The organism is Bacillus sp. AFS015802 (genome assembly GCF_002561455.1).
GTDB lineage: Bacteria > Bacillota > Bacilli > Bacillales > Bacillaceae_B > Rossellomorea.
This window is the reverse complement of record NZ_NTUP01000005.1, coordinates 58102-74049: the sequence shown is the minus strand read 5'-3', so window position 1 is coordinate 74049 and position 15948 is coordinate 58102. Positions and strand designations below refer to the sequence as shown.

Genomic DNA, 15948 nt, shown 5'->3' with positions numbered 1-15948 from the left:
CCTTTCCCTCTGTTTGCAGTGGATGTGGACCGTTTGTCTTTATTTAAAATATCTTCTTAACATGTTCGGGTGAACAAGCGCATAGAGTATATTAATCGTCTCTCATTAAGCGACAGGGGGAGGTCCTTATGGATATTTTAAAAAGAATCGAACATTACCGAGAAGAAGAAGAGAAACTGAAATGGGAAGGGACGTTTGCTCAGTATTTAGACCTGCTGAAAGAGAAGCCTTGGATCGGGCAGTCTGCTCATTCAAGAGTCTTTAATATGATTAAAGATGCCGGGGTCGAGGAGGTCGAGGGGAAACGAAAGTATAAGTTCTTCAGCAATCAATTATTTGGCTTAGAAGAGGCGCTTGAGAGACTCGTTGAAGAATACTTTCATCCTGCTGCGAAACGATTAGACGTGAGAAAGAGGATCTTATTATTGATGGGTCCTGTAAGTGGAGGGAAATCGACACTCGTTTCCATGCTGAAACGGGGACTCGAGCAGTATTCACGGACTGAAAGAGGAGGAGTATTCTCCATTAAAGGCTGTCCGATGCATGAAGACCCGCTGCATTTGATCCCTCAGCATTTACGGGAAGATTTCTATGAAGAGTATGGAATCCGAATTGAAGGAAATCTCTCTCCGTTGAATACAATGCGTTTGGAGAAAGAATACCAGGGCCGCATTGAAGACGTCCAAGTGGAAAGGGTCTTCTTCTCTGAAGATAAACGTGTTGGAATTGGTACATTCAGTCCGTCAGATCCAAAGTCACAGGATATCGCCGATTTAACAGGAAGCATCGACTTCTCAACGATTGCTGAATTTGGTTCAGAATCCGATCCGCGTGCGTACCGTTTTGATGGGGAATTAAATAAAGCCAACCGTGGTTTGATGGAATTTCAGGAAATGCTCAAATGTGATGAAAAGTTCTTATGGCACTTATTATCTCTTACCCAGGAAGGGAACTTCAAGGCAGGTCGATTCGCACTGATTTCGGCCGACGAGCTGATTGTGGCCCACACGAATGAAACCGAGTACCGATCCTTCATTTCAAATAAGAAGAATGAAGCGCTGCACTCACGTATCATCGTCATGCCGGTTCCGTATAACTTGAAGGTCACCCAGGAAGAGAAGATATATGAAAAAATGATCAATGAAAGTGATGTTTCAAACGTTCACGTCGCTCCTCATACGTTAAGAGTGGCGGCCATGTTCACGATCCTGACCCGCTTGAAAGAACCGAAGCGCGGTGACATCGATCTGATCAAGAAAATGCGTCTGTACGACGGCGAAAATGTAGAAGGGTTTAACTCCGCTGACGTGGACGAAATGAAAAAGGAATACCAGGATGAAGGAATGAGCGGTATCGATCCGCGTTATGTGATCAACCGCATCTCCTCTACGATCATTCGAAAAGAAGTACCGACCATTAATGCACTGGATGTCCTCCGTGCCTTGAAAGAAGGGCTGGATCAGCATCCATCGATCACGAATGAACTTCGTGAAAAATATTTAAACTTTATCTCCCTTGCACGTAAGGAATACGACGATATTGCGAAGAAAGAAGTCCAAAAGGCCTTTGTATATTCGTATGAAGAATCTGCGAAAACGCTTATGGATAACTACCTTGATAATGTTGAAGCGTACTGCAATAAAGCTAAGCTTCATGACCCATTGACGGGTGAAGAAATCAATCCGGATGAAAAATTGATGCGTTCCATTGAAGAACAGATCGGAATTTCTGAAAATGCGAAGAAAGCATTCCGTGAAGAAATCCTGATTCGCATCTCCGCGTATGCCCGTAAAGGGAAGCGTTTCGACTACAATTCACATGACCGTTTGCGTGAAGCCATTCAGAAGAAACTGTTCGCTGACTTGAAGGACGTTGTGAAGATCACGACATCCTCCAAAACACCAGATGAGCAGCAACTGAAGAAAGTCAACGAAGTGGTTGCCCGCCTCATCGATGAACATGGCTACAACTCAACATCCGCCAACGAATTACTGCGCTATGTGGGCAGCCTGTTGAATCGTTAATAGAAGAAAGATCGGGAGGTGCCTGGCACCTCCCGATTTGCTATTATCGTTTAAACCTTTCATCTACAGGGAAAAGTAGTAGATAAGAGGTGAATCGATATGAGTAAAAGAAAACATGAATTGGATAAAAACTATGAACCGGAAAATGGCTCCATGGCCAGTGATATGGAAGAAATGGAGCAGCTAGGGAAACAAATGGACAAACTCAGAACGAACGAAGAGCTGAAAGAAGATAAAAAGCAGCCGGATCCCGTCCAGTATAGAGAGAAAGATAAAGAATAGTTGACAGAAAAATCTGAATACAATAATCTATAGATAGAGAGCCGGGCCCATTATCTTAAATGAAAGTGGGTGAAGGGGATGTCTTCTAAACGTCCTATACAAGAAGAAGCGGAACCTCTTAACGGAAGCATGGCCTCCAATATGGAGGAAGTCATTATTCTAGGGAAGCAAATGGAGAAGTTACGATCCAGTGGCGAATTAAAGATACACAACCGAGTGTCAGACCCGGCTCAATATGAGGAAGAAGCTTAATCAGGTGTTTCTGCCTGGTTATTTTTTTTGCCTGAACATGCCAGCGGGAAGGTTTGTCCACCGTTTCATGACATCTGCACAACCTGTCAGAAAAATAGGCTCGTCCAATTAAAAAAGAACGGTTAATTGTCGAAATTATTTGTAAATTTATCAATACTTCTGCATAGGATAGAGTAATCCCCGTTTCACTTCATGGGATACGTGCAGTTTAGACAGTCAACATAGTGTATGCAGGAAAATGAAAAAATGTGAAAAAAATTAAGGAGGGGAATAATTTGAGTCAAATGGATAATCATCAGTTTGTCATTTCCAAGGAAGATTGGGCCCTCCACCGCAAAGGTCACGATGATCAACAGAGACATCAAGAGAAAGTACAGGATGCCATCCGCAATAATCTGCCAGACTTGATCACAGAAGAAAACATAGTCATGTCCAATGGCCGAGACGTCGTCAAAATCCCGATTCGTTCGTTAGATGAATATAAAATCCGTTACAACTATGATAAGAACAAACACGTCGGGCAGGGAGACGGTGAGAGCCAGGTAGGGGACGTCATCGCAAGAGACGGCTCACCACAGCAGCAGGGTCCTGGAAAAGGTCAAGGGGCCGGTGACAAAGCCGGTGAAGATTACTATGAAGCAGAAGTATCGATGCTTGAGATTGAAGAAGCCTTGTTCAGCCAATTGGAACTTCCGAACCTGAAGAAGAAAGAGCAGGATGTCCAAACCGTCGAGCATATTGAATTCAATGATATCCGTAAAACGGGACTCATGGGGAATATAGATAAAAAGAAGACGATGATGTCTGCCTTTAAGAGAAATGCCATGCAAGGAGAACCAAGCTTTCATCCGATTTTCACGGAAGATCTGAAATTCAGAACATGGAATGAAGTATTGAAGCCCGAATCAAAGGCCGTGGTCCTCGCAATGATGGATACGAGCGGAAGTATGGGAGTTTGGGAGAAATACATGGCAAGAAGCTTTTTCTTCTGGATGACCCGTTTCTTACGCACGAAATACGAAACAGTGGAAATTGAATTTATCGCTCATCATACTGAAGCGAAAGTTGTATCAGAAGAGCACTTCTTCTCGAAAGGGGAAAGCGGGGGAACCATCTGTTCATCTGCCTACCGTAAGGCACTGGAGCTCATCGATGGAAAGTATCCTCCAAGCCGCTACAATATTTATCCATTCCATTTCTCGGATGGGGATAATCTGACAAGTGATAATGTGAGGTGCGTGAAACTCGTAGAAGAATTGATGAAAGTGTCCAGCATGTTCGGTTACGGGGAAGTGAATCAGTATAACCGTCACTCTACGCTGATGTCAGCCTACAAAAATATTAAGAATGATGATTTCCGATATTACATCCTCAAACAAAAAGCCGATGTATTCCATGCCATGAAGAGTTTCTTCCACAAGGAGCAGGAAAAGGCATTCGCGTGAGAAAAACCAGCCGAAGAGGCTGGTTTTTCACTTTCATCTATTTATCTTACATTTAAAATCATTAGATTATTCTATAGGCAAAGTGCTAGAATAGAATGAGGTACTTAAAAACATTCTATAAACGGTGAGGGTTATCATGACAAGTGAAAGTCAAGAAATTCAACGATTAAAGCAAGAGGTTAAAGAACTGAAAGAAAAGCTGGCACAATCAGAAGAGCTTATCAAAGACATCTCAGCACCTATCATCCCGTCCATCATCCCTGAAACGATTCTGATTCCCATCACGGGGAGGCTCACTCCTGAACGCTTTGAGATGATCATTTCAAAGATATTGGACTTCTCATATGGAGGCGATATCAATACCATCATTGTAGACTTCTCAGCGATTTCAGAAAAAGAAATCGGCGAAATCGACATCTTCGGCACCTATATCCACAATATGGCCAATGCCATCGGGTTAATGGGGATCGAAACCCTATTCGTCGGATTCACTCCTGCTCTTACGCAAGTAATGATCAATTCAGGAGTGAGGGAGCTTCAAGGGATCAAAAGCTTCCTGACATTCCGGACAGCCCTGCAGTATTTGATGAGGGAGAAAGACATGGAATTTCAGAAAGTAAATCCATAAACCAGCCGCCATGGCTGGTTTATATTTTTGGACTACTCCTTCGCTGTGATGACCTCGACCCCAGCCTCTTTCCCTACGATCATCAGGTCGGTCATGCCGATGAAGAGGCCCGTTTCCACGACCCCTAATAATGATTTCAATTGATTGTGAATGGAGTCTGGTTGTTCAATGGTGGAAAAGTGACAATCCACAATGTAGTTTCCGTTATCGGATATGAAAATCTTGCCTTCATTTTTTCGAAGAATGGGTGTACACCCTAATTCGGCAATGGTTTTCACTGTCACTTCCCATCCGAATGGAATAACTTCCACAGGGAGAGGGAAAGATCCAAGCTTTGAAACCAATTTTGACTCATCAACGACGACGATGAACTTACTGGTATGTGAGTCAACAAACTTTTCCCTCACCAAAGCGCCTCCTCCCCCCTTGATCAAATTGAACATGAGATCCACTTCATCTGCCCCATCGATGGAAAGATCCAATTCGTTCACTTCAGAGAAGGAGGTCAATGGTATCCCTGCTTTTCTTGCCAATTTCTCTGTTTCAGTGGAAGAGGGAATGGCCTTGACTTGTAATCCCCCGGATACAAGCTCCCCTAATTTCTGAATCGTGTAATATACGGTCGATCCGGACCCGAGCCCGACAGTCATCCCGTCCTCTACATATTCCGCAGCTTTTTCTCCGGCCCGTTTCTTTTCCTGATTATCCACATAATCGCCCCTTTCGCATTCAATAATAGTTTTACTAAGCATTCTATACTAGAATAAACATGAAAGAAAGAAGGAGAGATCGTATGATAAGATTCGGTGTCATTGGAACCAATTGGATCACTGACCGCTTTATAGAAGCGGCAGAAGGAGTGGAGGGATTTCATTTAGAGGCTGTTTATTCAAGGACGGAAGAACGGGCGAAAGCATTTGCCGAAACGTATAACATCAACCGTTGTTTTACGGATAAAGAGGAGATGGCCAGTAAAGAACATATTGATGCCGTCTACATAGCAAGTCCCAACTCCTTTCATGCAAGCCACGCGATCACGTTTATGAAAAATGGTATTCACGTACTGTGTGAAAAGCCTTTGGCTTCGAATGAAAAGGAAGTTCAGAAAATGATTACGGCTGCAAAGGACAACAATGTACTACTGATGGAAGCGGTCAGGACGACATTCCTGCCTAACTTTCACGTTTTGAGAGAGAAGCTTCCCACACTTGGTGTCATAAGGAAAGTCAATGTGAGCTGCTGTAAATATTCTTCAAGGTATGATGCCTATAAAGAAGGCAGGGTCTTAAATGCGTTCAATCCGGATTTCTCCAATGGAGCCCTGATGGATTTGGGCGTATATTGCATTTATCCCATGGTTGTTCTGTTCGGCGAGCCAAAGGAAATAAAGGCAACTGGCACCATGCTGGATTCAGGTGTCGATGGTTCTGGCACGGTCATCATGAAATACGATGAAATGGAAGTGGTGGCCACTTTCTCGAAGATTTCGAATACGCACATCCCGACTGAAATCCAAGGAGAGGACGGAACCGTCACCATCGATCAAATAGGTGAATTCAGTACACTGACGTTTTATGATAATAGTGGGGAAAAATGTGTTTATACTCAAAAACAGGACTTTCCATACATGTATTACGAAATAAATGAATTTGTTTCCATCATTAAAAAAGGAGGGGAATACGAATCTGCCATTAATTCTTACCAGCATTCTTTAATCAGCTCCAGGGTGATGGATGATGCCAGAAATCAGCTCGGATTGGTTTTTCCGGCTGACTGTTAGGAAATGATGTTTTATTAAGTCACTAAGAAAGGGCGGGTGCTGGTGAAAAAGATATTTAAATGGGCCGGGATTGTTCTTCTGGCAGTGATTGTAGTAGGTTTTCTGGGATTTTATATTTGGTCAGAACAAACGTATTCAGCCACGGAGAAGTTGACGAAGACAGTCCATATAGAGGCTGACCCGTTGATAGAAGAAAAAAATGACTGGCTTATTTTTAATAGTGAAGATTCAAATGGGAAAGGCGTCATACTTTATCCCGGAGCAAAGGTGGAAGTGGAGGTTTATGGGTATATCGGTAAGTCTCTATCCGATAAGGGGTACACCGTCGTCATTCCCAAGATGCCACTTCATATCGCTTTTCTCGGCATTAATGAAGCTGAAAAGATCATCAGTGATTTCGATGAAAAGCTTGATTGGTATCTGTCCGGCCATTCTTTGGGAGGTGTGGCTGCGGCTTCGTATACCTATGATCATCAAGATGAGGTGAAAGGTGTCATATTCCTGGCGTCCTATCCAACAAATTCAGCGGATTTCTCCAAGAGTGATATGCCGGTCCTGAGCATCTACGCAGAGAACGATGGTCTTACCACAGGGGATGACATTGAAAAAAGTAAGAAACTGCTGCCGTCTAAAGCGGACTTCCATAAGATTGACGGAGGCAACCATGGAGGATTCGGAGTTTACGGTCCACAAAAGGGTGACAAGAAAGCGAGTATTTCCGTGTGGGAACAGCAGGATGAAATCATACAGGTGATGGACGATTGGATGAAGGAGAACTAACTTCTATTAGTGCCGCTTGAGTCCAACTCAAGCGGTCTTTTTTATTCCTGAATAAAGGATTATGGACGTGACAGGTCGTATATGTCATGGTGAAGGGAGAGATAGAAATGGAATTTATCTATGTATTAAAGTTGATCCCCCGCTTGTATCAAGAAGCAAATTGGACGGCCCGGGATGAAGAAATTGTACAGCGTCATTTCGAACGGTTGAAAGAATGGACGGACAGTGGGACAGTGATCCTTGCCGGCAAAACTTTGAACGAAGAGGAAAATGCCTTTGGAATCGTAGTGTTTGAAGCAGATGACGAGGAGCAGGCAAAAGCATTCATGAAAGAAGATCCCACTGTGGCCGAGGGTATCATGACAGCGGAACTGTTCCCTTATCGTGTGGCTCTTCTACGAAAAAATGAACATGTCATAGACTAGGAGATAAAGAATGGAAAAGTGGATTCAAGAACTATTTACAGAGGATGTATTAAAGGAGGCAGCTTCACGTTTCGGCTGCGACACAAGTCATGCGAAAAAGCTTGGTGATTTCGAAAACTATGTGTATGAGGTGCACAGGGGAGAGATTCCTTATATCCTCCGCCTGACTCACAGTTCCCATCGTTCTAAAGGGGAAGTGGAAGCGGAGTTGCAATGGATCAATTACTTACATAAACACGGGGTGAATGTTTCACTCGTGAATGATTCAGAAGCAGGAAACCTGGTTGAAGTCCTGGAGACAGGGGATACACATTTCTTTGTGTGTTTATTTGACAAAGCTCCCGGGAAACCCGTGATGATGGATGATCCTTTATTTGATGATGACCTTTTTTATAAATGGGGAAAACTCACAGGGCATATGCACAGGGTAACGAAGGGATATGTGCAGGATGAAGTCGGGCGTGACCGCTGGGATCAAGATGATGTACTTGATTACGAGAAATATTTGACTGGTGATGAAGACAGGGACATTATCAGCAAAGGACATCAAAACAAGGAAACGATCAGGGGCTTTACAGAGACACAGGATTCGTTCGGCCTCATTCATTCAGATATCCATCCAGGTAACTTCTTTTATCACGATGGGGAGATCCATGTATTCGACTTTGATGACAGTACACAATTCTATTTTGTGAGTGATGTGGCGATCCCGCTGTATTATTCGGTATGGTGGAAGTTTCGGAATGAACCGCTTGAAACCCGCAGCGCATTCGGTGAAAGGTTCCTCACTGCGTTCCTTAAAGGATATACGACAGAATGTGAAATCGGGGACGAATGGGTTAAGCGCATTCCCCATTTCCTGCTTCTGAGGGATCTGACCCTGTACTCAGTCTTTCATAAGAAATGGGATCTATCGAATTTATCAGAAGGGGAAGAGTCATTGTTGTCTCAAATGAGGGATCGATTGCAGCATGATGAACCGATCGTAGACTTGGATTATGAAAAGATCCTCACTGATGTAAGGGCAAGATGATCTGGGCTTTAGTGATTACCGGAGCGATCATCGGGGGACTGGTCAGGCTGATGAAGTCGACATTCAAGAGTGGATACGGTATGTCAGATGACTTGTTTGAGAAGCCGGTATACGTGAAAACGTGCATTCATTGTCATAAGAAAGTTCCAAAGAATTATTCTAAGTCCCTTTGCCCCCACTGTGGGAAGCTGGTGGAATGATGGAAAGGCTCAGGGTGGAGTGGTCTCCCCGGGCCTTTTTTTAAAGTGAAGAGGTGAAACGTTTTAATAGAAGTGAAAGTTTGGTATGATGCTAAAGACTGTTTACATATCAAATCGAGAGGTGAAAGAAATGGATAAAACCATTGGATTTATAGGATGCGGAAATATGGCGCAGGCCATCATGGGAGGAATTTTGAAGTCCAGGCTGGTGGACCGGCAATCTGTTCGTGCAAGTGCAAGGACTCAAGAAACCCTGGATATGGTCAGAGAGAAATTTGGAGTGAAGGCGACGGATGACAATCTGGATGTAGCGGCTTTTTCAGATATTGTGTTCCTTGCGGTGAAACCGGATCAATACAAGGAACTGATCGAATCCATCAAAGATTCCTTGAAAAAAGACAGCATCATCATTACGATTGCGGCTGGAATCACAATTGAATGGATGGAAGAGCAGATTTCCCCTTCTGCCAAAATTGTACGGACGATGCCGAATACGCCGAGTCTTGTGGGGGAAGGAATGACCGCATTCTGTGTGAATGGGAATGTGACCGATAAGGACCTTGTAGACGTGCAAGCGATCCTCGAGAGCTTCGGTAAAGCGGAAAAGGTGGACGAAAGTTTGATGGATGCCATACCTGCTGTAAGTGGTTCATCCCCTGCATACGTATTTATGTTCATCGAAGCGCTTGCCGATGGAGCGGTCCTACAGGGGGTTCCGAGGAGTCTTGCGTATCAGCTGGCATCACAGGCCGTGCTTGGTGCTGCGAAGATGGTCCTTGAAACCGGTACTCATCCCGGCGAACTGAAGGATGCCGTGTGTTCACCTGGCGGAGCAACGATCGAAGCAGTGGCGGAACTTGAGAAACATCGCTTCAAAGGAGCTGTATTATCGGCCATGGAAGCGTGTGGGCGGAAATCGAAGTCATTGGGAGAATAAGGCCAGACTGAGGTTCTTTTCATTTCATATCGAAAAAAAATAAAAATTTTTAACTTAATATTTGTATATGCAAATGAATTTGTGTTATTATTTGTACATACAAATAAGGAGTGAGACAAAATGAAAACTTTAGTGTTGGTTGGACATCCAAACATTGAACAATCCAGAATGAATAAAGCATGGGCAGAGCGGCTTGAAATGGAAGAAGACGTGACAGTCCATCACTTATATAAAGAATATCCAGATATGAAAATTGATGTAGAGAGAGAACAAAATCTATTGTTGAATCATGACCGCATCGTATTTCAATTTCCATTCTACTGGTACAGCACCCCGGCAATTTTGAAAGAATGGCAAGATAAAGTGCTTGAATACGGTTGGGCATACGGTTCAGCCGGTACCAAGCTGCATGGGAAGGAATTCATGATTGTCACATCGACTGGCGGACCTTCTGGTGCTTATCAATCAGGAGGCTACAATCACTACTCCATGAGTGAACTGCTGAAACCATTACAGGCAACCGCCAACCTGACGGGGATGGCATTCCTGCCGGCCTATGTGGAGCATGGTGTACGGGTATTGACTGAGGAGGAAGTGGCGGCATCTGCTGAAAAAGTGGCTGGGTATGTGGTGAATGCTGATTTGAAGATAGGGCGATAGGACGGACAGGGCGGACGGTGATTCTTTTTTGTAGGTGAGTGCTGTGGTACAGAGTATTTATTGGCATTTTATGGAAAAAGACGCAAATATCTTTAGAATGACGCAATCACCGTGTGAAATGACGCAATAAAGAAGAAAACGACGCAATTACACCCAAAATGACGCAATCAGGCCGAACATGCCTCTTCAATGGAGAGGGTGGAGTCCAGTAATCCTGCCCTAATGAGTCATCTGAGGGGAACCGCATCTCCTTTTAAAGAAAATACAGTCATTGAGGAGCTCTTTAACTACCGTCCTCGACTAACATCAAAAAAACTGCCGGAGTAGTCACCCTACTTAGGCAGTTTTTTTAATGGGTTCTAAAGTTAACTGTGATGATGGCCGTGACGGCGATTTGACCAGGCTGGACGTTTGTGCCTTCGTCGGCTGTTTTCATATAGGCGGTCGTAAGGAAGGGGGCAGGGACCGGGCTTGATTGTTCTATAATGGACTTTGGCCGGGGATCCAGCTGTTGATTTGATTGGTTTGATAAGGTGAGTGCTTTTAGATATGCCTTTTGATAGGCAGCTGCAAGAGCCTGCCGGTAGGATTCAATGGGGTTCGACTGGACGAATTGGATGTTTTCCACCCTATTTGCTCCGCTTTTGAGGGCATCATCAATGATCGTCCCCACTTTTTCGATCGCCTTGATGGTGACCCTGAACACCTGCCGGACTTCATAGCCTGTAAAGACTTGTTTCCCATCCTCATAGTTGTACTGAGGGAATACTTGATAGGTGGAAGTCTGGATATCTTTTTTGTCTACACCATTGCTTAAAAGGGATTGGACGACTTCACCTGATTTCTGCTGGTTCTGATTCTGTGCAGCTTGGAGCTCTTTATCATTCGTGACGACACCCAGGGAGACGACGGCTTGATCGGGATCGACATACATGGTGTGTTCCCCGGACACGGTTATGCTGCCGTTCGTTTGATTGGTTCGATAATAGGGATAGTAGTGCATGATAAAACCTACACACACGTGAACGATTCAATATTATTCAAATCAATGCCGAAGTACACCCATGTGAATCCAGTCCATCTCCATCCGGCAATGGAGCGGCGTCCGACAAAGACCGGATAGAACCAGAATGCATCTCTTCTCAGCCATATATAGGTGTAACGGAATAAGCATCTTCTGATGGATCCGGGGTCGACTGCGAATGTGCCTGGTCCCCCCTGTGCTCCTTGGAGGGCCGTTTTCTGCGGTTGGAAGTTCGGTGGTGGTCCGGGTGGTGGTTGGTTTTGCCCGCCCTGCCCTCCTGAAGGGGGTGGTGAGCCTGGCGCCCCTTGTCCTCCACCGGGAAAACCGGGCATGCCAGGGAAGCCTCCGCCCGCCCCTTGTCCTCCGCCTGGGAAACCGGGGAATAATTGTCTGTGATCGTGCATAGAAGAACCTCCTCATAAAGAATTCTCTTTATCTTATGAGGAGGCGGGGTGGGGGTGCGTGTCTGATTTGATTAGAGGCGCCGAATCAAGAGTCCAGCGCTTTATTCATCACGTTTTTCAATGTTTCCGCTGAATGGTTGAACTGCGCCTTCTCTTTTTCATTCAAAGGAAGCTCGACGACTTTGCGGATCCCCTCGCGATTGATGATGGCAGGGACTCCGATGTAAATATCCTGTTCTTGATATTCTCCTTCAAGGAGCGCAGAAACGGTGAGGATGCTATTTTCATTATTGAAGATGGCTTTGGTGATGCGGGCAAGTCCCATGGCGATTCCGTAGTAGGTTGCCCCTTTCCGTTCAATGATGTGATAGGCTGCGTCCCTCACGTTGACAAAGATGTCATCGAGTTCTTTCTGGACACCTTCTTCGTTCATATTAATCAATTCGTTTAACTGGCTGGCCCCAACCGTCGTATGACTCCAGACCGGGAACTCCGTGTCACCATGTTCCCCCATGATATAGGCGTGGATATTTCGTGTATCGATATCAAAGTGCTCTCCGACCAAGTAACGGAGCCTGGCTGTATCAAGGATCGTCCCGGAGCCGATCACTCTTTCTTTTGGAAGTCCGGAAAATTTCCATGTGGCATAGGTCAAGATGTCGACAGGGTTTGTCGCCACGAGGAAGATGCCGTTAAAACCGCTGTTCATCACAGAATCTACGATGTTTTTGAAGATCTTCACATTCTTCTCGACAAGATCCAGACGCGTTTCACCAGGCTGCTGGTTTGCACCGGCTGTGATCACGACCAAATCAGCATCTTTACAATCACTGTAATCCCCGGCGGAAATCTTCATCGGAGAAGCAAAGGCAAGACCATGATTCAAATCCCGTGCATCTCCGTCGGCTTTCTCCTTATTCAAGTCGATCATTACGAGTTCGTGGGCAATTCCCTGGTTGAGGAGAGCAAAGGCATAACTAGAACCAACAAATCCTGTACCGATTAAAGCTACTTTGTTTGTGCATTTGATTGTCATACGTCATCACCTATTCTTTGATTATTTGTCCCATCCACTAAAAGCATGTATCCCCCTGTTGGATGGAGAAGACTGGAATGTAGTTTTTATGTGTATGATGTGATTGTGAAATATTTCACAATCGCATCATACCACGATTCCCAAAGATATTCTATTCATAAACACATCATATCATACACAGATGTGAATTCATTCACAAACTTGTCAAAAAGGGACGGACCTTGATTCCTAGGACCTGGTCCTGGGAATCAAGGTCCGTCCCTCTCAAAAGAAGGGTTTTTCACTATGTATGATGAATGTATAGAGGAAGAAGTGTGCATATGGAGGTGTGGTGTATGAATGCCAGGAGTGGGGATTTGAGTGTCCGTCCCTTGGAGGATAGGGATAAATATACGCTTTCTAGGTGGTTGTCGGATCCGGAGGTGCTGGCATTTTATGAAGGCAGGGACCGTCCCTTCAGCCAGCAGATGGTGGAGGAGAAATTTTTTTCGGATAGAGGTGTCACGGGCTGTCTTGTTGAGTATGAAGGAAATGAAGTCGGTTATCTTCAATATTATCAGCTCGATCATGAGACGATGATCCGTTACGGATATACGAATCTGGATGAAGTGATTTACGGTACGGATCAATTCATCGGGGAGACGGCGTATTGGAACAAGGGTGTCGGAACACAGCTCATTCGCGCCGTGGTGGAGTATTTGCTTCAGAAGGAAGGAGTCCATCGCCTTGTGATGGATCCGATGACGTGGAACACGAGAGCGATTCGCTGTTATGAGAAATGTGGGTATAGTAAAGCGAGAATTCTTCAGGAGCATGAGCTGCATGAAGGAGAATACCATGATTCCTGGTTGATGGAATTCATTCCTGAATAACAGGAAGGTGACGTGCGGGCTGTTCGAAAAGGACGGTCCTGATTTACTTGCATGCAATGAGGAGTGAAGGAATATGGCAATGACGAAAGTGTACCTGGTCAGGCATGCCCACTCGGTTTATTCACCGGAAGAGTTAACGAGGCCCCTTTCTGAAAAAGGGAAACGGGATGCTCATGATGTGACCGGACGATTAATGAAAGAAAAGATTGACGCGGTTTGTTCAAGCCCCTATAAACGAGCGGTGGAAACCGTTGAAGGCCTAGCTCTTCATATCGGTCAGGAGATCCAGGTAGTGGAAGCGATGAGAGAACGTACCCTATCCTCTGTACCCGTGGACAATTTCCAAGAGGCGATTTCAATGGTTTGGGGGGACCCGGCCTTTTCTTTCGAGGGTGGAGAGTCGAATCTTACCGCTCAAAAAAGGGGCGTACAAGGGATAAAGAAGATCGTGGAAGAATATAATGGGAAAAACGTGGTAATCGGCACCCATGGCAATATCATGGTCCTGATCATGAATCATTTTGATGAGTCATATGATGTGGACTTCTGGAGACAGCTTGAGATGCCGGATATCTATTGTTTAACGTTTGATGATTCGAACCTTCATCAGGTATCGAAAATAGAGGCTCAGCCTGTAAAAAAAGACCGTTCACTGTGAACGGTCTTTCGAGTATCTATATTGAATCAATGAGGCAGGAATGCCAGCTGATAGAAGAACAGGACAGCAAAGATATACACGAGTGGATGTACCTGCTTCCATTGTCCCTTCACGACTTTAAGAAGGGGATACGAAATGAATCCGAGTGCGATCCCTGTTGCGATGCTTGATGTCAACGGCATGCTCAGGATGATTAAAAAGGCAGGGAATGCTTCATCCAATTGATCCCATTTAATTTGTGAGATGCTTCCCATCATCAGGCTCCCAACGATGATCAGGGCAGGGGCCGTGATGGCCGAAATCCCTGACACGGCACTGACAAGTGGTCCGAAGAAGGCAGAAGCGATGAACAGGATCGAAACCGTCAAGGTCGTTAATCCCGTTCTTCCCCCGGCAGAAACCCCTGCTGAAGATTCGATGTAAGCGGATGTAGGGCTTGTACCGAACATCGCCCCGATCGTTGTCGCGATGGAATCGGCCAGAAGTGCCTGACGGGCTCTCGGAAGAGTATTTCCCTTCATGAGACCCGCTTGCTGGGCGACACCGATCATCGTTCCCGTTGTATCAAAGATGGTAACAAGCAAGAAAGAAAAGACAACCGCATATAATCCATATTGAAAGACGTCTGCAAAGGCCGTTACCGGATTTCCTACCATCAGTCCTTCAGGAAGATGGGGGAATGCCACAAATCCTTCTTTAAATGATAAGTCTCCAGTAAAGTATGCTACCAATCCAGTGACGATCATCCCGATAAACAGGGCACCATGGACATTCAGGACCATGAGGATAAGGGTTACGGCCAATCCGGTCAATGCCAAGAGCGCTGAATGTGAGTGAAGATCGCCCAGCTGCACCAGATTCGTCGGGTGGGCCTGGATCAATCCGGTCAGGCGCAATCCGATAAAGGCTATGAATAAACCGATTCCAGCTGTAATGCCATGCTTCAAATTTTGAGGAATGGCTTCAATCAATTTTTTTCGTAATGGTGTTAAAGAAAGAATGATGAAGACGATACCTGCAACAAAAACAGCAGAGAATGCAACGATATACGAAATGTCATCATGTGCACCGACCACAGAGTAAGTGAAATAAGCATTCAATCCCATACCAGGTGCAATGGCAATCGGATAATTCGCGAACAACGCCATCCATAACGTCCCGGCTACGGCCGATATGATGGTGGCTAAGAATACCTGATCAAACGGAACGCCCGCATCGGATAAAATGATGGGATTCACTATCACAATGTAGACCATCGTCAGGAATGTTGTGATCCCTGCAAGGATCTCCGTTTTAGGATTCGTGCCGTTTTCCTTTAATTTAAACATCGTAAAACCTCCAATAAAAACGAACATTAAAAACACGCAACTTCTATAATATTCGGTATTAGAACGGATTTCAATAGAAAAGGCCGAAATATTTTTAAGAAAATATCTTGAAACCCCTTCCAAACCCCATCCTTTTTCGATAAGATGTTATCAATTATAGAAGAATCAGTTTCTATCATG

Annotated in this window: 19 protein-coding genes; 14 read left to right on the top strand and 5 right to left on the bottom strand. The window is 44.9% G+C overall.

What is annotated here, in order from left to right:
* Positions 1-128: 128 nt before the first annotated feature.
* The 5 genes from CN378_RS03855 to CN378_RS03835 all read left to right on the top strand — a co-directional run bounded on the left by CN378_RS03855 (position 129) and on the right by CN378_RS03835 (position 4631).
* Complete coding sequence (locus CN378_RS03855; RefSeq protein ID WP_034760298.1) at positions 129-2024, top strand: PrkA family serine protein kinase; 1896 nt, start codon at positions 129-131, stop codon at positions 2022-2024.
* 99 nt (positions 2025-2123) lie between these two features.
* A complete protein-coding gene (locus tag CN378_RS03850) occupies positions 2124-2306 on the top strand; it encodes a hypothetical protein (RefSeq protein WP_098350622.1) in 183 nt (60 codons plus the stop codon).
* 78 nt (positions 2307-2384) lie between these two features.
* Positions 2385-2558 (top strand): hypothetical protein, encoded by a 174-nt coding sequence (locus CN378_RS03845; RefSeq protein ID WP_098350621.1) that lies wholly within the window; start codon positions 2385-2387, stop codon positions 2556-2558.
* A gap of 284 nt (positions 2559-2842) precedes the next feature.
* The gene (gene yhbH, locus CN378_RS03840) at positions 2843-4003 is read left to right on the top strand and encodes a sporulation protein YhbH (protein ID WP_483295048.1); all 1161 of its coding nucleotides are present in this window, start codon (positions 2843-2845) and stop codon (positions 4001-4003) included.
* Positions 4004-4139: 136 nt separating this feature from the next.
* Positions 4140-4631 carry an STAS domain-containing protein gene (locus CN378_RS03835; RefSeq protein ID WP_098350619.1) on the top strand — a complete coding sequence of 164 codons (492 nt, stop codon included), beginning with the start codon at positions 4140-4142 and terminating at the stop codon, positions 4629-4631.
* Between the two features lie 32 nt (positions 4632-4663).
* Here CN378_RS03835 and rpiA read toward each other — a convergent pair whose 3' ends face one another.
* The gene (rpiA, locus tag CN378_RS03830; RefSeq protein ID WP_306471836.1) at positions 4664-5341 is read right to left on the bottom strand and encodes a ribose-5-phosphate isomerase RpiA; all 678 of its coding nucleotides are present in this window, start codon (positions 5339-5341) and stop codon (positions 4664-4666) included.
* Between the two features lie 83 nt (positions 5342-5424).
* Here rpiA and CN378_RS03825 point away from each other — a divergent pair, with 83 nt between their 5' ends.
* The 7 genes from CN378_RS03825 (at position 5425) to CN378_RS03795 (ending at position 10446) form a co-directional block, all read left to right on the top strand.
* Positions 5425-6411 carry a Gfo/Idh/MocA family protein gene (locus CN378_RS03825; protein ID WP_098350617.1) on the top strand — a complete coding sequence of 329 codons (987 nt, stop codon included), beginning with the start codon at positions 5425-5427 and terminating at the stop codon, positions 6409-6411.
* Positions 6412-6453: 42 nt separating this feature from the next.
* On the top strand, positions 6454-7191 hold the full coding sequence (locus CN378_RS03820) for an alpha/beta hydrolase (RefSeq protein WP_179884805.1): 738 nt from the start codon (positions 6454-6456) through the stop codon (positions 7189-7191).
* A 107-nt stretch (positions 7192-7298) separates the two neighbouring features.
* Positions 7299-7616 carry a YciI family protein gene (locus CN378_RS03815; protein WP_098350615.1) on the top strand — a complete coding sequence of 106 codons (318 nt, stop codon included), beginning with the start codon at positions 7299-7301 and terminating at the stop codon, positions 7614-7616.
* Between the two features lie 10 nt (positions 7617-7626).
* Complete coding sequence (locus tag CN378_RS03810) at positions 7627-8649, top strand: phosphotransferase enzyme family protein (RefSeq protein WP_098350614.1); 1023 nt, start codon at positions 7627-7629, stop codon at positions 8647-8649.
* On the top strand, positions 8646-8849 hold the full coding sequence (locus tag CN378_RS03805; RefSeq protein WP_098350613.1) for a hypothetical protein: 204 nt from the start codon (positions 8646-8648) through the stop codon (positions 8847-8849). Before CN378_RS03810 ends, CN378_RS03805 begins: the two co-directional genes overlap by 4 nt.
* Positions 8850-8979: 130 nt before the next feature.
* A complete protein-coding gene (proC, locus tag CN378_RS03800) occupies positions 8980-9786 on the top strand; it encodes a pyrroline-5-carboxylate reductase (protein ID WP_098350612.1) in 807 nt (268 codons plus the stop codon).
* 120 nt (positions 9787-9906) lie between these two features.
* Positions 9907-10446 (top strand): NAD(P)H-dependent oxidoreductase, encoded by a 540-nt coding sequence (locus CN378_RS03795; RefSeq protein WP_098350611.1) that lies wholly within the window; start codon positions 9907-9909, stop codon positions 10444-10446.
* Between the two features lie 349 nt (positions 10447-10795).
* Here the strand turns inward: CN378_RS03795 and CN378_RS03790 are convergent, their stop codons facing one another.
* From CN378_RS03790 to CN378_RS03780, 3 genes are all read right to left on the bottom strand, one after another.
* Positions 10796-11449, bottom strand: a complete 654-nt coding sequence (locus tag CN378_RS03790; protein ID WP_098350610.1) for an SIMPL domain-containing protein — start codon at positions 11447-11449, stop codon at positions 10796-10798.
* An 8-nt stretch (positions 11450-11457) separates the two neighbouring features.
* Entirely contained in the window at positions 11458-11874 is a 417-nt protein-coding gene (locus CN378_RS03785; protein WP_098350609.1) for a transporter, read from the bottom strand.
* Between the two features lie 85 nt (positions 11875-11959).
* Positions 11960-12910, bottom strand: a complete 951-nt coding sequence (locus CN378_RS03780; RefSeq protein ID WP_098350608.1) for an L-lactate dehydrogenase — start codon at positions 12908-12910, stop codon at positions 11960-11962.
* Between the two features lie 335 nt (positions 12911-13245).
* Between CN378_RS03780 and CN378_RS03775 the strand changes: the two genes are divergently transcribed.
* Both CN378_RS03775 and CN378_RS03770 read left to right on the top strand, forming a co-directional pair.
* Positions 13246-13782, top strand: a complete 537-nt coding sequence (locus tag CN378_RS03775) for a GNAT family N-acetyltransferase (protein WP_098350607.1) — start codon at positions 13246-13248, stop codon at positions 13780-13782.
* A 79-nt stretch (positions 13783-13861) separates the two neighbouring features.
* Positions 13862-14440: a histidine phosphatase family protein gene (locus tag CN378_RS03770; protein ID WP_098350639.1), complete on the top strand. Its 579-nt coding sequence runs from the start codon at positions 13862-13864 to the stop codon at positions 14438-14440.
* A gap of 26 nt (positions 14441-14466) precedes the next feature.
* Here CN378_RS03770 and CN378_RS03765 read toward each other — a convergent pair whose 3' ends face one another.
* Positions 14467-15768: an NCS2 family permease gene (locus CN378_RS03765; RefSeq protein WP_098350606.1), complete on the bottom strand. Its 1302-nt coding sequence runs from the start codon at positions 15766-15768 to the stop codon at positions 14467-14469.
* Between the last annotated feature and the right edge of the window lie 180 nt (positions 15769-15948).